At 63.4% G+C, this 16,333-nt stretch carries 14 protein-coding genes; 7 read left to right on the top strand and 7 right to left on the bottom strand.

Annotated elements, in window-relative coordinates:
- Positions 1-59: 59 nt before the first annotated feature.
- The gene (locus tag GSQ89_RS06665; protein WP_158923273.1) at positions 60-1,115 is read right to left on the bottom strand and encodes a hydroxyacid dehydrogenase; all 1,056 of its coding nucleotides are present in this window, start codon (positions 1,113-1,115) and stop codon (positions 60-62) included.
- A gap of 85 nt (positions 1,116-1,200) precedes the next feature.
- Between GSQ89_RS06665 and GSQ89_RS06660 the strand changes: the two genes are divergently transcribed.
- On the top strand, positions 1,201-1,950 hold the full coding sequence (locus GSQ89_RS06660) for an SDR family NAD(P)-dependent oxidoreductase (protein WP_158923271.1): 750 nt from the start codon (positions 1,201-1,203) through the stop codon (positions 1,948-1,950).
- Between the two features lie 59 nt (positions 1,951-2,009).
- Here GSQ89_RS06660 and GSQ89_RS06655 read toward each other — a convergent pair whose 3' ends face one another.
- Positions 2,010-3,770 carry a hybrid sensor histidine kinase/response regulator gene (locus GSQ89_RS06655; protein ID WP_158923269.1) on the bottom strand — a complete coding sequence of 587 codons (1,761 nt, stop codon included), beginning with the start codon at positions 3,768-3,770 and terminating at the stop codon, positions 2,010-2,012.
- Between the two features lie 149 nt (positions 3,771-3,919).
- Between GSQ89_RS06655 and GSQ89_RS06650 the strand changes: the two genes are divergently transcribed.
- From GSQ89_RS06650 to GSQ89_RS06630, 5 genes are read left to right on the top strand one after another with little or no spacing between them, the layout of a single operon-like run.
- Positions 3,920-5,062, top strand: a complete 1,143-nt coding sequence (locus tag GSQ89_RS06650) for an ATP-binding protein (protein WP_158923267.1) — start codon at positions 3,920-3,922, stop codon at positions 5,060-5,062.
- A gap of 11 nt (positions 5,063-5,073) precedes the next feature.
- Positions 5,074-5,487: a response regulator gene (locus GSQ89_RS06645; RefSeq protein ID WP_216856039.1), complete on the top strand. Its 414-nt coding sequence runs from the start codon at positions 5,074-5,076 to the stop codon at positions 5,485-5,487.
- A 28-nt stretch (positions 5,488-5,515) separates the two neighbouring features.
- Positions 5,516-6,667 carry an ATP-binding protein gene (locus tag GSQ89_RS06640; protein ID WP_158923265.1) on the top strand — a complete coding sequence of 384 codons (1,152 nt, stop codon included), beginning with the start codon at positions 5,516-5,518 and terminating at the stop codon, positions 6,665-6,667.
- A gap of 20 nt (positions 6,668-6,687) precedes the next feature.
- Positions 6,688-7,572 carry a transglutaminase family protein gene (locus GSQ89_RS06635; protein WP_158923263.1) on the top strand — a complete coding sequence of 295 codons (885 nt, stop codon included), beginning with the start codon at positions 6,688-6,690 and terminating at the stop codon, positions 7,570-7,572.
- Positions 7,569-8,267, top strand: a complete 699-nt coding sequence (locus GSQ89_RS06630) for a substrate-binding domain-containing protein (RefSeq protein WP_158923261.1) — start codon at positions 7,569-7,571, stop codon at positions 8,265-8,267. The genes GSQ89_RS06635 and GSQ89_RS06630 overlap by 4 nt, the downstream gene beginning before the upstream one ends.
- On the opposite strand, the gene GSQ89_RS06625 is transcribed toward GSQ89_RS06630, so the two are convergent.
- From GSQ89_RS06625 to GSQ89_RS06610, 4 genes are all read right to left on the bottom strand, one after another.
- Positions 8,254-9,045, bottom strand: a complete 792-nt coding sequence (locus tag GSQ89_RS06625) for an enoyl-CoA hydratase/isomerase family protein (RefSeq protein ID WP_158923259.1) — start codon at positions 9,043-9,045, stop codon at positions 8,254-8,256. The two genes, GSQ89_RS06630 and GSQ89_RS06625, sit on opposite strands and share 14 nt — an antisense overlap.
- A 62-nt stretch (positions 9,046-9,107) precedes the next feature.
- Positions 9,108-9,941 (bottom strand): fumarylacetoacetate hydrolase family protein, encoded by an 834-nt coding sequence (locus tag GSQ89_RS06620; protein ID WP_158923257.1) that lies wholly within the window; start codon positions 9,939-9,941, stop codon positions 9,108-9,110.
- A 70-nt stretch (positions 9,942-10,011) separates the two neighbouring features.
- Positions 10,012-11,316 carry a c-type cytochrome gene (locus GSQ89_RS06615; RefSeq protein ID WP_158923255.1) on the bottom strand — a complete coding sequence of 435 codons (1,305 nt, stop codon included), beginning with the start codon at positions 11,314-11,316 and terminating at the stop codon, positions 10,012-10,014.
- A gap of 9 nt (positions 11,317-11,325) precedes the next feature.
- Complete coding sequence (locus GSQ89_RS06610) at positions 11,326-12,984, bottom strand: PQQ-binding-like beta-propeller repeat protein (protein WP_254073102.1); 1,659 nt, start codon at positions 12,982-12,984, stop codon at positions 11,326-11,328.
- A gap of 733 nt (positions 12,985-13,717) precedes the next feature.
- On the opposite strand from GSQ89_RS06610, the gene GSQ89_RS06605 reads away from it, so the two are divergent.
- On the top strand, positions 13,718-14,584 hold the full coding sequence (locus GSQ89_RS06605; protein ID WP_158923253.1) for an oxaloacetate decarboxylase: 867 nt from the start codon (positions 13,718-13,720) through the stop codon (positions 14,582-14,584).
- A gap of 17 nt (positions 14,585-14,601) precedes the next feature.
- Here GSQ89_RS06605 and GSQ89_RS06600 read toward each other — a convergent pair whose 3' ends face one another.
- Complete coding sequence (locus GSQ89_RS06600) at positions 14,602-16,119, bottom strand: DHA2 family efflux MFS transporter permease subunit (protein WP_158923251.1); 1,518 nt, start codon at positions 16,117-16,119, stop codon at positions 14,602-14,604.
- Positions 16,120-16,333: the final 214 nt, after the last annotated feature.

Raw genomic sequence — 16,333 nt, 5'->3', positions numbered from 1 at the left:
GGGACCCGCCCGGCCATGACGGTGAGGGCGTGGCCGATCGACTATCCGCGAGCCGTATCCTACGCCTCCGGGCAAAAGCCCAGGATCGCGGCGAAGCGGTCGCGGTAGGCGTCCCACACCTCGGGGTTCAGCAGACGGGGCGGCTTCTTGCCGTCCAGGATATCCAGCATCTGTTCGGCCGCGATCTTCGCGATGTTGTGGCGTGACTGCCGGGTGATGCCGGCGGTGTGCGGGCTGACCAGCACGTTGTCGAACCGCAGCAACGGGTGGTCGGACGGCGGCGGTTCGTCTTCCCAGACATCCAGGCCGGCGCCGGTGATTTGTTTCGCGGTCAGTGCGGCCGCCAGCGCGTCTTCGTCATGAATCCCACCGCGCGCGGTGGTGATAAAATAGGCGTGCTTCTGCATCTGGGCGAATTGAGCGGCGCCCATCATGCCGCGGGTTTCCTTGGTGTGCGGGCAGTTGATCGAGACATAATCGGCGGCTCGCAGCAGGTCTTCCAGGGTCGCGGCTTTTTCTGCGCCCTTGGCGGCAATCTGTTCGGCGGTCTGATACGGGTCGTAGGCAATCACCCGCATCTGGAACAGGCCGCGGCATAGCTCCGCCACGCGGGTGCCGACATGACCGATCCCGATGATGCCGATCGTGCGGCCTTGGACGTCGTCGCCCATGAAGTCTCGCCGGTCGTAGGTGCCGCCGCTGCGCATGGCGTGGTCGGACATGACGATCCGCTTCGACAGCGCCAGCATCATCGCCATGACGTGTTCGGCAACGCCTTCCTTGTTGCCGCCCGCCTGGTTGACCACAGCGACCCCCGCCGCCGTCGCATCCGCCAGGTTCACCGTGTCGAAGCCGGCACCGTTCGTGGACAGCACCAGCAGGTTGGGGCAGCGCGACAGCAGCGGGGTGTAGCCTTGCAGCTTCATCACCAGCTCCTGGCGGCTGCTGCCGATCTGATAGGCGTGCGCCTGCGCCAGTACGGGCTCGATCGCGGAGTCCGGGGAATCGTTTTCCAGTTTGTCCACGTGGATGTCCGGCCGCTTGGCCAGCATATCGAGATACACCTGGGCTGCGACGTTGTTCACGTAGAACACCCGCTTGGTATTCGGCGCCATTGTTGGTCTTTCCTGAGACGATTAGGGTCCCGGGGCTTAGCCCAATGTCGTGCCGCTGGGCAAATCGCACGGGAGGGAGACCATCATGACCGTCGCCGGAAAAGTGGTGTTGATTACCGGGGCCGCGCGTGGCCTGGGATTCGAGTATGCCCGAAGCCTCGGCCAGGCCGGCGCGCATGTCGTAGCCGGCGACGTATTGGACTGTTCAGCCGCGGTAACCGCGGCTGGCGATGATGCGTTCGGGGTGACCTTGGATGTCGCCGACGCCGCCTCCGCCGATGCGATGGCCCGGCAGGCGATGGAGCGGTTCGGCCGGATCGATGCGCTAATCAACAACGCGGCGCTGTACGGGTCCTTGCGCGGTGGCCGGTTCAACCAGATTCCGGAGGACGACTGGGACGCGGCGATGACGGTCAACGTCAAGGGCATCTGGAACTGCTGCAAGGCGGTCGTGCCGGCGATGCGCCAGTCGGGCGGTGGGTCCATCGTCAACATCGCCTCGCTGGCGGCGACCTATGGGATGCCGTTCGCGTTGCACTACACAACCTCCAAGGCCGCCGTGATCGGACTGACGCGGGGGTTGGCCAGGGAGTTGGGGCGGGATTCCATACGGGTCAACGCGGTCGCACCCAGCGCGGTGATGACCGAGGGGACGGTCGAATTCCTGGGCGACAAACTGGACCGCGGATTGGAGGTCATTCGTGCGGGTCAGTCGATCCAACGGACCCTGGAGCCGGCGGACCTGGCGGGCACGATCGCGTGGCTGATCGGCGACGGCAGCAAATTCGTGACCGGCCAAACGATCGCGGTAGATGGGGGCACGGTGATGCTGTGAAAAGACCCGCGAAGGACACACCATTATCCCCCTGATCGCGTTATCTTGCGATGGCATGATCAGTCGATAGAAAGACCGGCGCCCGATCCGGCACGGGCAGGCCACACCCCGGACGCGATCGGTCCTTGATCTCCGTCCTGGTCCGAAGACGCAGCCGAACCGCCTATCCCCACATCCTCCAGGTCGCCTTTCATTTTGGATGCCAGGACGCGGGCGATCACATCGTCGATCCCATTTATCAGCGTCTGGTAGTCGACCGGCTTGGGAAGGTGCCCGTCCATGCCGGCGTCCCGGCATTGTGCCACCTGGTCGGGGAACGTGTAGGCCGTCAGCGCCAGGATCGGCACCTGGCCTTGGGCGCCGGGCAGCGTCCGAATGCGCCGCGTCGCTTCCAGCCCGTCTATCTTCGGCATCCGCACATCCATCAGGATCACGTCGAATTGCCGTTCCGTGGCCAATTGTATCGCTTCCTGGCCACCTTCCGCCATCACCGCCTCGTGGCCGGCCGCGTCCAGGAACGCACCGATGATGTCGCGGTTGATCTTGATGTCGTCAACCAGAAGCACGTGCCGACGAGACGACGAGGACGCGGCTTCCGCCGGCTCCGGCGGCGCGGGCAATGCCAGTTCACCCGGCGGCAACTCGAACCAGAACAGGCTGCCGCCACCCGGATTGCTCGCGTGATTGATCGTGCCGCCCATCAGCCTGATAATGCGCGCGGCGATGGCCAGGCCCAAGCCGGTTCCTTCCACGCTGGTCGCGGCCTCGAGCCGTTCGAAGTCCTGGAACAGCCGGTCGCGGCTGGCTTCATCGATCCCCCGGCCGGTATCGGCGACTTCGATGCGCAGCCCGTTCGGCACGGCACCGGTAAGCAGGCGCAACTCCACGCTGCCGGCATCGGTGTATTTCACCGCGTTGCCCAGCAGATTGAGCAAGACCTGCCGCAGCCGTGACGGGTCGGTGACGATCTGCCGCGGCGCGTCATGGGCGTTGACCACCCGCAGACTCAGCGCACGCTTGGTCGCCATCGGACTGATGAAGGCGACGCATCCTTCGGTCAGGTCGCGAACCGAGACCTCCACCGGGTGCAGTTCCATCCGGCCACTCTCGATACTGGCGAAATCCAGCACCCGCTCGATCATTTCGAGGAGATGCCGCCCGGCCTGCATCATCGCGCCGACATGGGCGTCCTGCCGGGGGGAAAGTCCCGGTTCGATGCGCAGAAGCTGGGCGTACCCCAGAATGCCGTTGAGCGGGGTTCGCAGTTCATGCGTCACCATGGCAACGAAGCGGGTCTTCGCCTGGTTGGCATGCTCCGCGGCTTCCTTGGCGGTGCGCATTTCGGCCTCGGCCGCCTTGCGTATGGCGGCCTCCTGCTCAAGGGCGAGGTTGGCCGCGGTCAAATCGCGCAGCGAGCAGGCAAGGCGCTGTTGCAATTCCGTCTGCGTGACCGCCTGCGTCATTGTGCGCCAAAGGCTGGTGGCGTTCACCTGGTCCTTCACCAGATAGTCCCGCACGCCGCGTTTCATCGCCTGAACAGCGATCGCCTCGTTGCCTTGTCCGGTAATCAGCACGACCGCACACGGCAGTTCGCCATCCACGACAGCCGCGGCGAGGAATTCCAACCCGGTCATGTCGGGCAGCCTGAAATCCAGCAGCACGCAATCGAATTTTTCCGTTCGCAGCGTTGCCAGGCCGGCCGCGCCATCCGCCGCTTGCTGAACATGACAGGTGTCGGGTCCAAGCTGTGCCAGCAATTTGCCATACAGACGGCGATCGACAGCATCATCGTCAACGATCAACAGACGGTAGTCTCGCATTACGTGTATCCTTGATACTACTCCATGCTTCCACAATACGGCTTCAACGTTAAGGAAGAGTTAAGATCGCATCGCGTCGAAACGGCGTTTATTCTTTGTTAACATCTATGTGGCAGAATACCCGCCGGTTTGCCCCGAGGAGGGTGATGATGACCATGGAATCCGATGCTGCCACCGCGACACCTCGATCCCGTTCGTCGCCCAGCCTGTCGGCGGAAGATCGATTTGCCCGCGTCGTGGAAGCATCACCCACCGCACTGGTGCTGGCGGGACGATCCGGACGGATCGAGATGGTGAACGGGCAGGCCGAACGCATGTTCGGGTACGACCGAGCGGCATTGCTCGGTCGGCCTCTGGAAATGCTGTTGCCTCCGCGCGTCCGCGACCGGCACGTCGGCCTGTGCGGTGGTTTCTTCGCCGCCATATCGCCGCGCATGATGGGCGACGGGCAGGACCTGTTCGGATTACGCAAGGACGGCACTGAATTCCGACTGGAAATCGGGCTTAATCCGATCGATATCGATGGCGAACCGATGGTGCTGGCCGGCATTATCGATGTTTCGGCACGGCACCAGGCCGAACGGGAAAAAGAACAGCAGCGGGCCGAGTTGGAGCGGTCCAATGCCGATCTCGAGGAATTCGCCTATGCCGCCTCGCACGATCTGAAAGCGCCGCTGCGCGCGATCTCCCACCTGGTGCAATGGATCGTCGACGATATCGAACCGGTGGCGAATGCCGAGACATTGGAAAATATCAAGCTGCTGCAGGGGCGTGTGGCGCGCATGCAGATGCTGCTGGACGGGTTGCTCGCCTATTCCCGGATCGGACACACCAATACAACGATCGAGGACGTCGACATCGCCGAAGTGATTCAGGAGGTTGTCGCCATGCTGGGGCCGCCGCGGGGCTTCGTCGTCGCCTGTGAAGGTCCCATGCCGGTCATCCGCACCCATCGCGTGCCGATCCAGCGGGTACTGGAAAACCTGATCAGCAACGGGCTGAAGCATCATGACCGGACCGAGGGCCGCATCACGGTGCAGGCACGCGCGGTGGATGGCCTGACGGAATTCCGCGTCACCGATGACGGGCCGGGGATTCCGCCGCAGTTCCACGATCGGATTTTCCTGATGTTCCAGACCCTGGCAAGTCGCGACGACGTCGAATCGAGTGGCATAGGACTGACGATCGTGAAGAAAAAAGTGCAGACCCATGGCGGTCGTATCTGGGTCGAAAGCGCCCCGCCGGCGCGCGGCACCAGTTTTGTCTTTACTTGGAAGGAGGCCGCGGTTTGACGGGCAACACAGTGAACATCCTGCTGGTCGACGACGATAAAGTGGATGTGATGGCGGTCAAACGATCGTTCCGCGAACTGAGGATCGCCAATCCGGTGATCGAGGCGCGGAATGGCATCGAGGCGTTGGAGTATCTGCGCGGCCAGAACGGCCGTGAAAAAATACCATCGCCATGCCTGGTTCTACTTGATCTCAACATGCCACGCATGGGCGGAATTGAGTTCCTCGAAGAACTGCGCCGCGACGCCGCCCTGCGCGGCACCCTGGTGTTCGTGATGACCACCTCGGCGGCGGAGGACGACAGGACACGCGCATATCAGAAGAACGTGGCGGGATATGTCCTGAAGCATCGGCCGGGGCAAAGCTTTCTGGAGGCGATCAGCATGCTCGAGCACTACTGGCGGGTGATCGAATTCCCCGCCTGACCCGCCCTTCATAAAGATCGTAACACATATGCTGGACGCACTGGCTCGTTGGCTTGTCGATCCCTCCGGGCTGACGCCGCACGGGTTTTGCCTGTCGTGGGAGCCGGGGCTGATCTGGTTGCACGCGCTTTCCGACGGCGCGATTGGTATCGCTTACCTCACCATTCCGCTGGCGCTGACGATTTTAGTGCATCGTCGGAAGGATTTGCTGTTCAAGCCGATGTATCTGCTGTTCGCGGCGTTCATCGTGTTGTGCGGTGTGGATCATTGGTTCGAGCTGCTGACGCTGTGGGTGCCGGCCTACGGACTTGAAGGGCTGGTGAAGGCGGCGACCGCCTGTGTGTCGGTCCTGACGACGATCATGCTGTGGATACATCTGCCTCGACTGATGCTGCTGCCGTCGCCCACGCAGTTCCGCGAAGTCAACGCGGCGCTGTCGGAACGTGAGCAGCGGGCGTTGGAGTTGGTTCGGCGAAACAACGATCTAGAGCAGTTCGCCTATATCGTGTCGCACGACCTGAAGGCGCCGGTGCGCGCCATCGGGCAGTTGGCGGAATGGATCGGCGAGGACATCCAAGGGACCGCCAATCCGGGGGCGTTGGAGAATCTCCAACTCATGCGGCAACGCATGGTCCGGATGGAAATGCTGATCACCAGCCTGCTGAACTATGCGCGTGTCGGGCATGCCAAGGCGGAGGCGGAGCCCGTGCATCTTGGCGACCTGGTCGAGGAGATCGTCAGTTCCATCGCGCCGCCGCCGGGTTTTCTCGTGCGGTTTCAGACCGAGGTGGCGACGATCGTCACACAAAGACCGCCGTTGGACCATGTCCTGCGCAACCTGATCTCCAATGCCGTCAAGCACCATGACCGTTCGGAGGGTTTGGTTCTGGCATCCATGCGTATGGTCGACGGCGTGGCGGAATTCTGCGTGGAGGACGATGGGCCGGGCATCGATCTGGCGTTCCACAAGCAGATTTTCATGATCTTCCAGACCCTGCAAAGCCGCGACGACCGGGAGACCAGCGGCGTGGGGCTGTCGATCGTGCAGAAGATCGTCGAACGGGCTGGGGGACGGGTCTGGGTCGAGAGTGCTCCGCCCCGGCGCGGCACGATTTTCCGGTTCACCTGGCCGGAAGCGGTGATCGGTCCGGAAGCGGCTGGGTCATTCCCGAGGTCCTGAAAATACGCTAAGCGGTTCGGATGCGTTACCGCGTTCGACACACCACCAGTTACGCCTACGGCACACCGGTCGAGCTGGCGGCGCACATGGTGCATCTGCGGCCTCGGCCGCGGCCGTGGCAGACCGTCCTGTCCGAACGCATCACCACAGCCCCCACGCCGGCTCGGCGTCGCGATGGGCTGGACCACTTCGGCAATCATGTCACCTGGCTGTTCATGGACCTGCCGCACGCGGATTTCGAGGTCACATCGCACGCCGTCGTCGATGTCGATTGTCCGCCGCCGCCTGCCGCCCAGGACACGCTGCCCTGGGAAGATGTGGCCCAGGCCACGCACACGCCGGAGGGATGGCAGGCCGCCGAATTCCGCTTCGGCACCGCGATGGCGCCGATCGATGCCGAGGCGAAGGCTTATGTCAGCCAATCCTTCACTCGGGGACGGCCGGTGTTGGCAGCGCTGTTGGAGCTCAACAACCGTTTCTTCACCGAATTCCGTTTCAGGGCGGGCGTGACGTCGATCGCTACCCCTGTCGCGCAGATCATGCGGCAACGCGAGGGGGTCTGCCAGGATTTCTCCCATGCCTTGATCAGCGGGCTGCGCGGCATTGGCCTGCCGGCGCGCTACACGTCCGGCTATATCCGCACCAAACCGCCGCCGGGTCAGGTCAAGCGCCAGGGTGCGGATCAATCCCATGCCTGGGTCGGCTGCTGGCTGGGTCCCGAACATGGCTGGGTGGATATCGATCCGACCAACGGCATCGTGGTGAAGGACGAACACGTGGTGCTGGGCTGGGGCCGTGATTTCAGCGATATCAGCCCGGTGCGCGGCGTGATCCTGGGCGGCGGCGACCACGTCGTCCGGGTCGGCGTCGATCTTGAACCAATGGATGCTGGAGACGCCGTATGACTTCGCTTCGTGTGCTGTCGACCCTGGCCGTGATGGGGGCGATGCGCGATCTGACGGCTCAGTATGAACGCGAAACCGGCACGCCGATCGAGGCGGATTTTGCTCCGACCGTCGCGCTGCTGGACCGGCTGCGCGCCCGAGAGGCGGCGGATATCGCCATCCTGACAGCACAAGGCATCGACGACCTGACTCGGGAGGGCGAGGTTCGTCACGGTAGCCGATCGGATGTTGCGTTGTCGTTTGTCGGTATCGCGGTCAAGGCCGGCGCGCCCAAGCCGGATATCGCGACGGTCGCCGCGTTCAAACAGGCGCTGTTGTCGGCGCGATCCGTCGCATATTCGCGGATCGGTGCCAGCGGCATATTCTTCGCCGGCCTGATCGAGCGGCTGGGCATCGCGGCCGAGGTCAATGCCAAGGCGATCGTCGTGCCGTCCGGTTTCACCGCCGAACGCCTGGTGAGTGGCGAGGCCGAACTCGCCGTGCAACAGATCAGCGAACTGATGGTGGTGCCGGGTATCGAGGTCGTCGGCCCCCTGCCCGCCGACATTCAGACTGCCGCCACGTTCTCAGCCGGGATTCTGGCCGGCTCTGAACAGGCCGAGGCGGCTTCTGCCTTCCTGCGTTTCCTGACGTCGCCAGCGGTTGCTCCCGTGCTTCGGCGTGCCGGGCTGCAGCCGGCGGTTATTGCCCCTTGAAGACCGGCTTGCGCTTTTCGTTGAATGCCAGCACGCCCTCGCGGCGGTCTTCGGTATCCACCAAACGGTTGTAGGCCTCGATCTCGAACATCAGGCCGCGCTTCAGGTCCATTTGCAGGCCGTGATGGATCGACTTCTTCGCTTGCCTGACGGACAACGGGGCGTTGTCGCAGATCGTCTGCGCCGTCTCCAACACCTGGTCCATCAACGTGCCGGGTTCGCAGACGCGGTTCAGGATGCCCCATTCCAGCGCCTGTTGGGCCGAGAATGGCTTGCCGGTCAGGATGATTTCCTTGGCCCGCCGTTCGCCGACCACACGGGGCAAAGTCTGGGTGCCGCCGCCGCCGGGCATGATGCCGATGGTGACCTCGGTCAGGGCGAAGCGGGCGGTGCTGACGGCGTAGGCGAAGTCGCAGACCAGCACCGCTTCCAGGCCGCCAGCATAGGCATGGCCGTTGATCGCGGCGATGACCGGCACGGGACATTCCAGCAGGGCGTCACGGCCACGCTCGAAAATCTCGTGCTGGTGCTGCCATTGTTTGGACGTCAGGGTCTTCCGCTGCTTCAGGTCGCCGCCGGCGCAGAAGATTTTTTCCCCGGCACCGGTCAGGATCACGCAGCGGATATCGCCGGGGTCGTCGATCAGGCCGGTCCACAGATCCAGCAGATCAAGTCCCATCTGGGTGTTGCGGGCGTTGCCCACCTCCGGCCGGTTGAGCGTCACCTTCAGCAGGTGTTCGCCGACGGTTTCGGCCAGGATGGTCTCATAGGATTTCATCAGGGCAGTCCTCGGTCCCGCGCCGCCACGGCCCGAAGGCCATGACGACGGGGAAATAACGATCAATCCTCGGCGACGATGGGATTGCGCAGGATGCCGATCCCGCTGATCTCCACCTCGATCGTGTCGCCGGGCTTCATCCACAGCGGCGGAGTCTGGTAGGCACCTACACCGCCCGTCGTGCCGGTGGCGATCACGTCGCCGGCCTCCAACTGGGTGAATGTCGAGCAGTACTCGATCAATGTCGGGATATCGAAACACAGGTCGTCGATCGTGGCGTGCTGCTGTTCCACCCCGTTCAGCCGGCTCATCAGATGCGCTTTGGTGACATCGCCCATTTCGTCCGGCGTGACGATCCAGGGGCCGAAGGCGCCGGATTTGTAAAAATTCTTGCCGGGAATGAATTGCGAGGAATGCCGCTGCCACTCGCGGATCGACCCGTCGTTGTAGCAGGAATAGCCCGCCACCACGCTCTGCCAGTCCTCTTTCTTCACGTGCCGGCAGCGGCGGCCGATGATCACCGCCAGTTCGCCTTCATAGTCGAAGGTGTTCGACGCGTTCGGCCGCACCATCGCCTGGCCGTGCCCGACCTGGGAGTTGGGATAACGGGTGAAGATGATCGGCTTGGGCGGCAGGTCGCGGCCGCCTTCCTTGATGTGGCTGACGTAGTTCAGGCCGATGCACAGGATCTTGTCCGGATCGGGGATCGGCGGCAGCAGGGTGACGTCTTCCAGCTTGAAATCGGCATGCCGAACGGCTTCCTCGGCCAGCGACGTCGTCGCCCACAGCGCGTGCTTCAGTCCTGGCGCTCTGCCGCCGAGGTCGATCACGCCTTCGTCCTTGAGAATGCCCCAGCTTGCCACGCCGTCCGGCCGGCGGAAGCTCAATAATTTCATCGCGACGCTCCTGTTTGCACTGGCCGGTATCGATACGGCGCCGGGTCTCGCTAGGCAAGCCAGGGTGGCGTCAGCCGACCTTGCAAACCCCTTTGCCGTTCCGTCCAGGATGCGTGCCCGGCACCGGACCGAGCTTGATGGTGGCGAATGAGGGGTCTGTGGTGTCGGGAAAGGGGGTTTCGCCCGCCGGATAGCAGTTGGATGCCAACAGGAAAGCCATCAGCGAGGCGTACTGCGTTGGCGTCAGCGACGACGGGGAGTTCATCGGCATGTTGTTGACGACCAGGTAGCGGACAATCGCCAATGTCCAGCCGTTCCGCTTGGCCGTCAGCAGGAAGTCGTCACCGGCGACCGACGGCGCGGCCGAACCCTGAAGATTGGCGCCATGGCATTTCGCGCATGTGGTGGCGAACAAACGGGCGCCCGCCTTGGCCTGCACCTTGGTGTAGAGGGCTGGCGGGTTTGCTGCCGCCGCGGTTCCGGGGTCCGAACCAACTGATGCGGCGGCTGGGATGACCATCGAATGGAACTCGGCGGGCAGCGCGGATGAGCTGTCCACTGGCGGCGGTATCAGTTCTGTATGGCGGTTGCATGCCGCACTGACCAACGACGCCGCCGCGGTGCGCAGCATGATCACCCCGTTGCCCGTGACGATCTCGGTTCCGCCGGTAGCCTCGGGTAGCGCATGCGAACCGTCGCCGGCCGGTACCGCGACCCAGGCGAGATATCCGTTGTGGGTGCCATACGAAGGTGCGCTCGATGGGGTTCCGCATCCATCGACCTGGGTCGCGCCCTCCGGCACGCCCAGCACGGTGTTGGCCAGCGCGCCCTCCAGCCCGCCCAGCACCCCGGTCTCGGTCGGCCGGCCACGCGCGACCTCCAGATAGGCGATCGCCCGTGACGCGGACAGTTGGTAGTCCATCAGTTCGCGTGCTTTCAGCGAGTCCTGGAGATACGAAACGGCGGCGAGCAGATTGACCAGCGAGCCATGCAGCGGTTCTGCCCATGTCGGCGAGGCCTTACGGTCCAGCAGCGAATCGATGTGGCCGATGGCACCGGCACCCGGGTTCGTCAGGTCGGGGCCGGCGACATAGCCGTCGCCATGTTCACCCGCCAGCAGGTTGATCGCCTGCTGGCTGGCGTGATGGTAGACGTTGCGATCTGTCGAGTAGCTTGCGTCCACGCGCACGAGTTCGTCGATCGCGGCTTTCACATTGGCAAGCGAGGCGAGCGCCTGCTGATGGTCGTCCGGCGGATCAGCCGCCGCCGCCGGTGAAGCCGTGGAAAGCATCATGCCGATGCTTGCCGCACACAGAAAAAGAACCAGCCCGCTGATGCGGGCTGGTGCCAGGCGTCGCCACGTAAAGTCCAGCATGCAATCGACCTATTTCAGCGTGAAGGCGGTGATCATGGCCTGCTTGCCGCCGGTCTTCGGCAGCTCCGGAATGGTCGCGTTGCCCGCGGCGCCGGAGGCCACCACGACGAACTCCTTGCCGTTCACCTGGTACGCCTCGCTGGGCGCCTGGATGTAGCCGCCGGTGTCATAGCTCCACAGCAGCTTGCCGGTCTTGGTGTCGAACGCGTTCTCCTGCCCGCCGAGGTTGCCTGAGAACAGCACGCCCGATTCCGTCACCAGCGCACCGCCGTAGTTCGGCAGATCGAAATTGTGCCGCCAGTTGAACACACCGGTCGACACGTCGATGGCGTTCATCTGCCCGGTGTTCGGCCCGACCAGCTTGGGGAAGCCGCCACCGAGATAGAACTGGCCGGCGATGTACACAGCGTCCTTCTGCGCGGTCCAGCGGCCGCACTCGTTCTGGCTGGGGACGTAGAATGCGTTGGTCGCGGGGTCGAAGGCGCCGCCCTGGTATTCGATCCCACCCAGCGTGTTCGGGCACGCGATGTTGCCCTCGATGGTCGGTTCGGTGTGGGTGCCCTTCTGGAAGCTGGTCACCGTGTGATCGACCAGCGCGCCGGTCCCGGCATCGAGGATCCAGAAGTTGCCAGCCTTGTCGCCTGTCGCCACTAGTTGGCGGGAGTCGTTGCCGACCTTGCCGGTGAACAGCACCGGCTGCATCGGCGGATCCCAGTCATGCGTGTCGTGCGGGATGAACTGATGATACCATTTCAGCGTCGGCGACTTGCCCGAGATGTCGAGCGCCACCATCGAATCCGAGTACAGATTGTCGCCCTTGCGCACCGTGCCCAGGAAGTCCGGGCAGGGATTGCCGAGGTTGAGGTACATCATGTGTGCCGCCGGATCGAGCGTGACGCCGCCCCAGGTGGCCGCGCAGCCGCGCTTCCAGGAATCGCCGGCCCAACTGTCGTGACCCGGCTGCCCGGGACCCGGCACCGTCTCCCACCGCCAGATCACATGGCCGTCTTTGGGATCGTAGGCCGAGATATTGCCGATGCCGCCCCAGTCGCCGTTGGAAACCCCCATCAGCAGCATGTCCTGGTTGGTGCCGGGATCATGATACGGGACCGGCGCCATCGTGTAGAAGGAGTTGGCGATGTCATCCACCGTCACCTTGTCCCAGACCGTCTTGCCGGTCTGCGCGTTCAGCGCGATCAGGTGTCCGTCCAGCGTGCCGATATAGACGTTGCCATCCAGCAGCGCGATCCCGCGGTTGGCCGCGAATGAGATCACGTGCGGACTGTCCTTGAACTGCCACTTCAGCTTGCCGGTCGCGGCGTCCAGCGCATAGATGTGGTCGTGCGCCGACGTCACGTACATCGTGCCATTGTAGACAATGGGTGAGACTTCCATCGGCCCGCTGTCGTCAACCTGGAATTTCCACGCCGGCTTCAGCCCGCGCACATTGGCCGGGGTGATCTGCGCGGCGGTGGTGTAGTGGTTGCCGCTGTAACTCTTGGCGGGCAGGATCCAGTTCGTGGCGTCCTTCGCGGCGTCGAGGAAGTCCTGCGGGCTGGGTGTGGACTGCGCATGCGCGCTGCCGGCAGCCAGACCCAAGGCGACAGCGAATCCCATCGCCGCCGGTATCAGGCAGGCGGGCCTGCCCAACAACTGATCACGCAACATGTTTGCTCCCCTTTGAAACTATCTTGCTTTTCGGATTCCGGCCGCCACTGCGACGGCAACGTCCCATCATCTGCTGTCCGCCCACAACGCCCGACCGGCAAATGCAATCATACGTTACCTGAAAGCATCCATATCGGATCGGCTATTACACATCAGCGCTCGGCGCAGCTATGCGCACCGCCGTCCGTTCGACAGACAGCCAGCGTCCAGGTCCCAGCCCCGCAAGTGACACCACTATCGAAACAACACAGATGTTGTGCTCTCGACTTTGCCTCCTTCGAACCAGTCTTTGCGACCGTTATCATGCCGACGTTATGGCGCCCGTTATCGAGGTGTCAAGTTCCCACATCGCAGGGAAAACGTTCCCGGAAGACAGCATCCACGGGGCTGCCACTGCCGCTTCTTCCTTAGCCCCGCATGCACGCGCCGGTGCGATATAATCCATCCCAGCAACAATATCCGACGCCACCGATTGGCCCCCAATCTACACAATCGATGGATTATGCCGGCAAGATACGCCACCGGCCACAAGCGGCACCCTCGTGACCCGCCTCTGCTTCCAACAGGTCGAGTAGGATTCCGGACATCCTCGCCTCTTCACATGAATTTGTGTTAATTTTCCCGGTCGGGATGAATCGACAACTGTATCTTATCCAGAATAACTGTTCGCCCGCTGTCCATTCCAGTCCCCCGGAAACCACGCTATCCTGTCCCAAATGCAAAGGAGCAGACCGTGAGCGCAACCGCCCAACTCCGCGCCGCACTGGCCGAACCTGGCCTGTGCATCGCCCCCGGCGCCTATGACGGGTTGACCGCGATGCTGGTCGCCCAGGCCGGCTTCCCGGCGGTGTACATGACCGGCGCGGGCACCTCGGTCGCGCACGGCTATCCCGATTTCGGCTTGCTGACGGCAACCGAGATGGTCGCCAACGCCGCCCGCATGGCGCGTGCCGTCGATGTTCCGGTCATCGCCGACGCCGACACCGGCTACGGCAACGAACTCAACGTGGTCCGCACCGTCCAGGACTACGAACAGGCCGGTGTCGCCGGCATCCATATCGAGGACCAGGTCTCACCCAAGCGCTGCGGCCACCTAGACGACAAGGAGATTGTCTCCCGAACCGACTGGATCGCGAAAATACGAGCCGCCGTGGCGACGCGGCGGGATTCGGCGTTCCTGATCATCGCCCGCACCGATTCGCGCGCAGTGGCGGGATTCGAGGAGGCCATCGGCCGGGCGAACGAGGCATTGGCCAACGGCGCCGACATGGCGTTCGTCGAGGCCCCCCAAACGCTGGAGGAAATCGCCGCCGTGCCGAAGCTGGTGCATGGCCCTTGCCTGCTGAACGTCGTCTGGGGCGGTAAGACGCCGATGCTCGACCTGCGGGAGGCGGAAGCGATCGGCTTCAAACTGGCGATCGTGCCGGCCCTGCTGCTGAAGGCGGCGATCGGGGCCTGCGACGACGCGCTGGCCGCCCTGAAGGCAACCCATACCCATCCCACTCCGCCTGGCGGCATGACGGTGCGCGACGTGTTCGGGCGAGTCGGTGCACGCGACTGGGATGGACTGCGGACGAAATTCCGCCCCGACGGTGTCTGATCCAGTGTGAATTGGATCTACTCCGCCGGCTCCGCCTCCACCGCCGTTGCTTGCCGAGGCTTGCGCATGACCAACAACAACAGGGCCGCCGGCAGCGTCGTGCAGATCAGCAGCACGTAATCGTTCGCATACGCGATGATCTGCGCCTGCTGGTTCACCACCTGGTCCAGCAGGGCGACGCCATGATGCGTGTGCGGATTGAATGCCCGGACCGCGGACAGAGCCCGGTTGAACGGCGTCACGCTGGCGCCGATCACTTCATGCAGCGCCTGCGTGTTGCGCGCCAAAACCGTCGAGGTAACCGAAACGCCGATCGCCGCGCCAATATTGCGCAGCAGGGCAAACAGCGCCGCACCCTCGGTCCGCAGGGCCGGTGCCAAGGTCGCAAACGCCAGGATTTGCAGAGGCATGAACACCAGCCCCAGCCCGAATCCCTGCAGGACAATGGTCAGGATGATGTCGCGCTGCGACACATCCGGCGTCCATCCGGTCATGATGTAGAAGGACAGGCATAGCAGGACCAGCCCGCCGCCGACGAGGTAGCGCGGATCGACCCGGGTCGCCAATTGGCCGCTGATCATGATCGCGGTGAAATTGCCCAGCCCCCGCGGCGCCATGATCAGGCCGGCGGTTTCCACCGGGTAATTACTGAGCACCTGCAGCCAGGGTGTCATCAGCGCCAGGCTGGATACCAGCAGCGTTCCCACCGCAAACATCAGCACCAGCCCCGAAAGGAAATTCATGTCGCGGAACAGGCTTGGACGCAGCAGCGGCTGGGGCGCGGAAAACAAATGCACGGTGAACAGGTAGCAGCCCAGGCCGGCGAGGACAGCCTCGACGATGATCTCCCGCGACGAGAACCAATCCAGGACCTGGCCGCGATCCAGCATCAACTGCATGGCACCGATACCGGTGGACAACACCGTGAAGCCCAGCCAATCGAAGCGGGACCTGGCCTTTTGCCGCGTGCCGGGCAGGAAGATCAGCAGCCCCGCCGCCGCCAGCACCCCGAACGGCACGTTGATGTAGAACACCCAGCGCCAATCGTAGTGTTCGGTCAGGAAGCCGCCCAGGGTCGGCCCCATGATCGGCCCGATCATCACCCCCATGCCCCATACCGCCATGGCGAAACCGCGCCGCTCCGGCGGGTAGATGTCCAACAATGTCGCCTGCGACAACGGTACCAGCGCGGCACTGAACATCCCTTGCAGCAACCGGAAACCGACAATCTGCACCAGCGATTGCGCCGCGCCGCACAACATCGACGCAAAGGTGAAGCCCAGGATGCAAACGACGAAGAGCGGCTTGCGGCCGAACCGGGTAGCGAGCCAGCCCACCGGCGCCGTCATGATCGCCGCCGCGGTGATATACGATGTCAGGACCCAGGTGATCTCATCATAGCTGGCGGAGAAGCTGCCCTGCATGTATGGCAGCGCCACATTCGCGATCGTCTGATCCAACGATTGCAACAGCGTCGCGCCGATGGCGGACACCGTGATCATCGTGCGATAGCGGCTGTTATCCACGCTGCTCATAACAAGGTTCTAATGACCATGATGCTGCTATTGGTTGAGGTCACGTGCTTGCATCAGGATGACCGCATCATTCGATCGGGGTCAATTGATAATGCAGCCTGTGGCTGATCTTCGTCTGCTCATCCATGTCTTGTGACCGCGCCGGGGTCGTTTTACAGCGCTACGCCAACCCACAAACCGTTTGAAATAAGGGGTTCGGATGATGCCGGCGGCA

The organism is Acidisphaera sp. S103 (assembly GCF_009765975.1).
GTDB lineage: Bacteria > Pseudomonadota > Alphaproteobacteria > Acetobacterales > Acetobacteraceae > Rhodopila.
The sequence above is the reverse complement of the archived record's forward strand: the minus strand, read 5'-3'. Positions and strand labels throughout refer to the sequence as shown.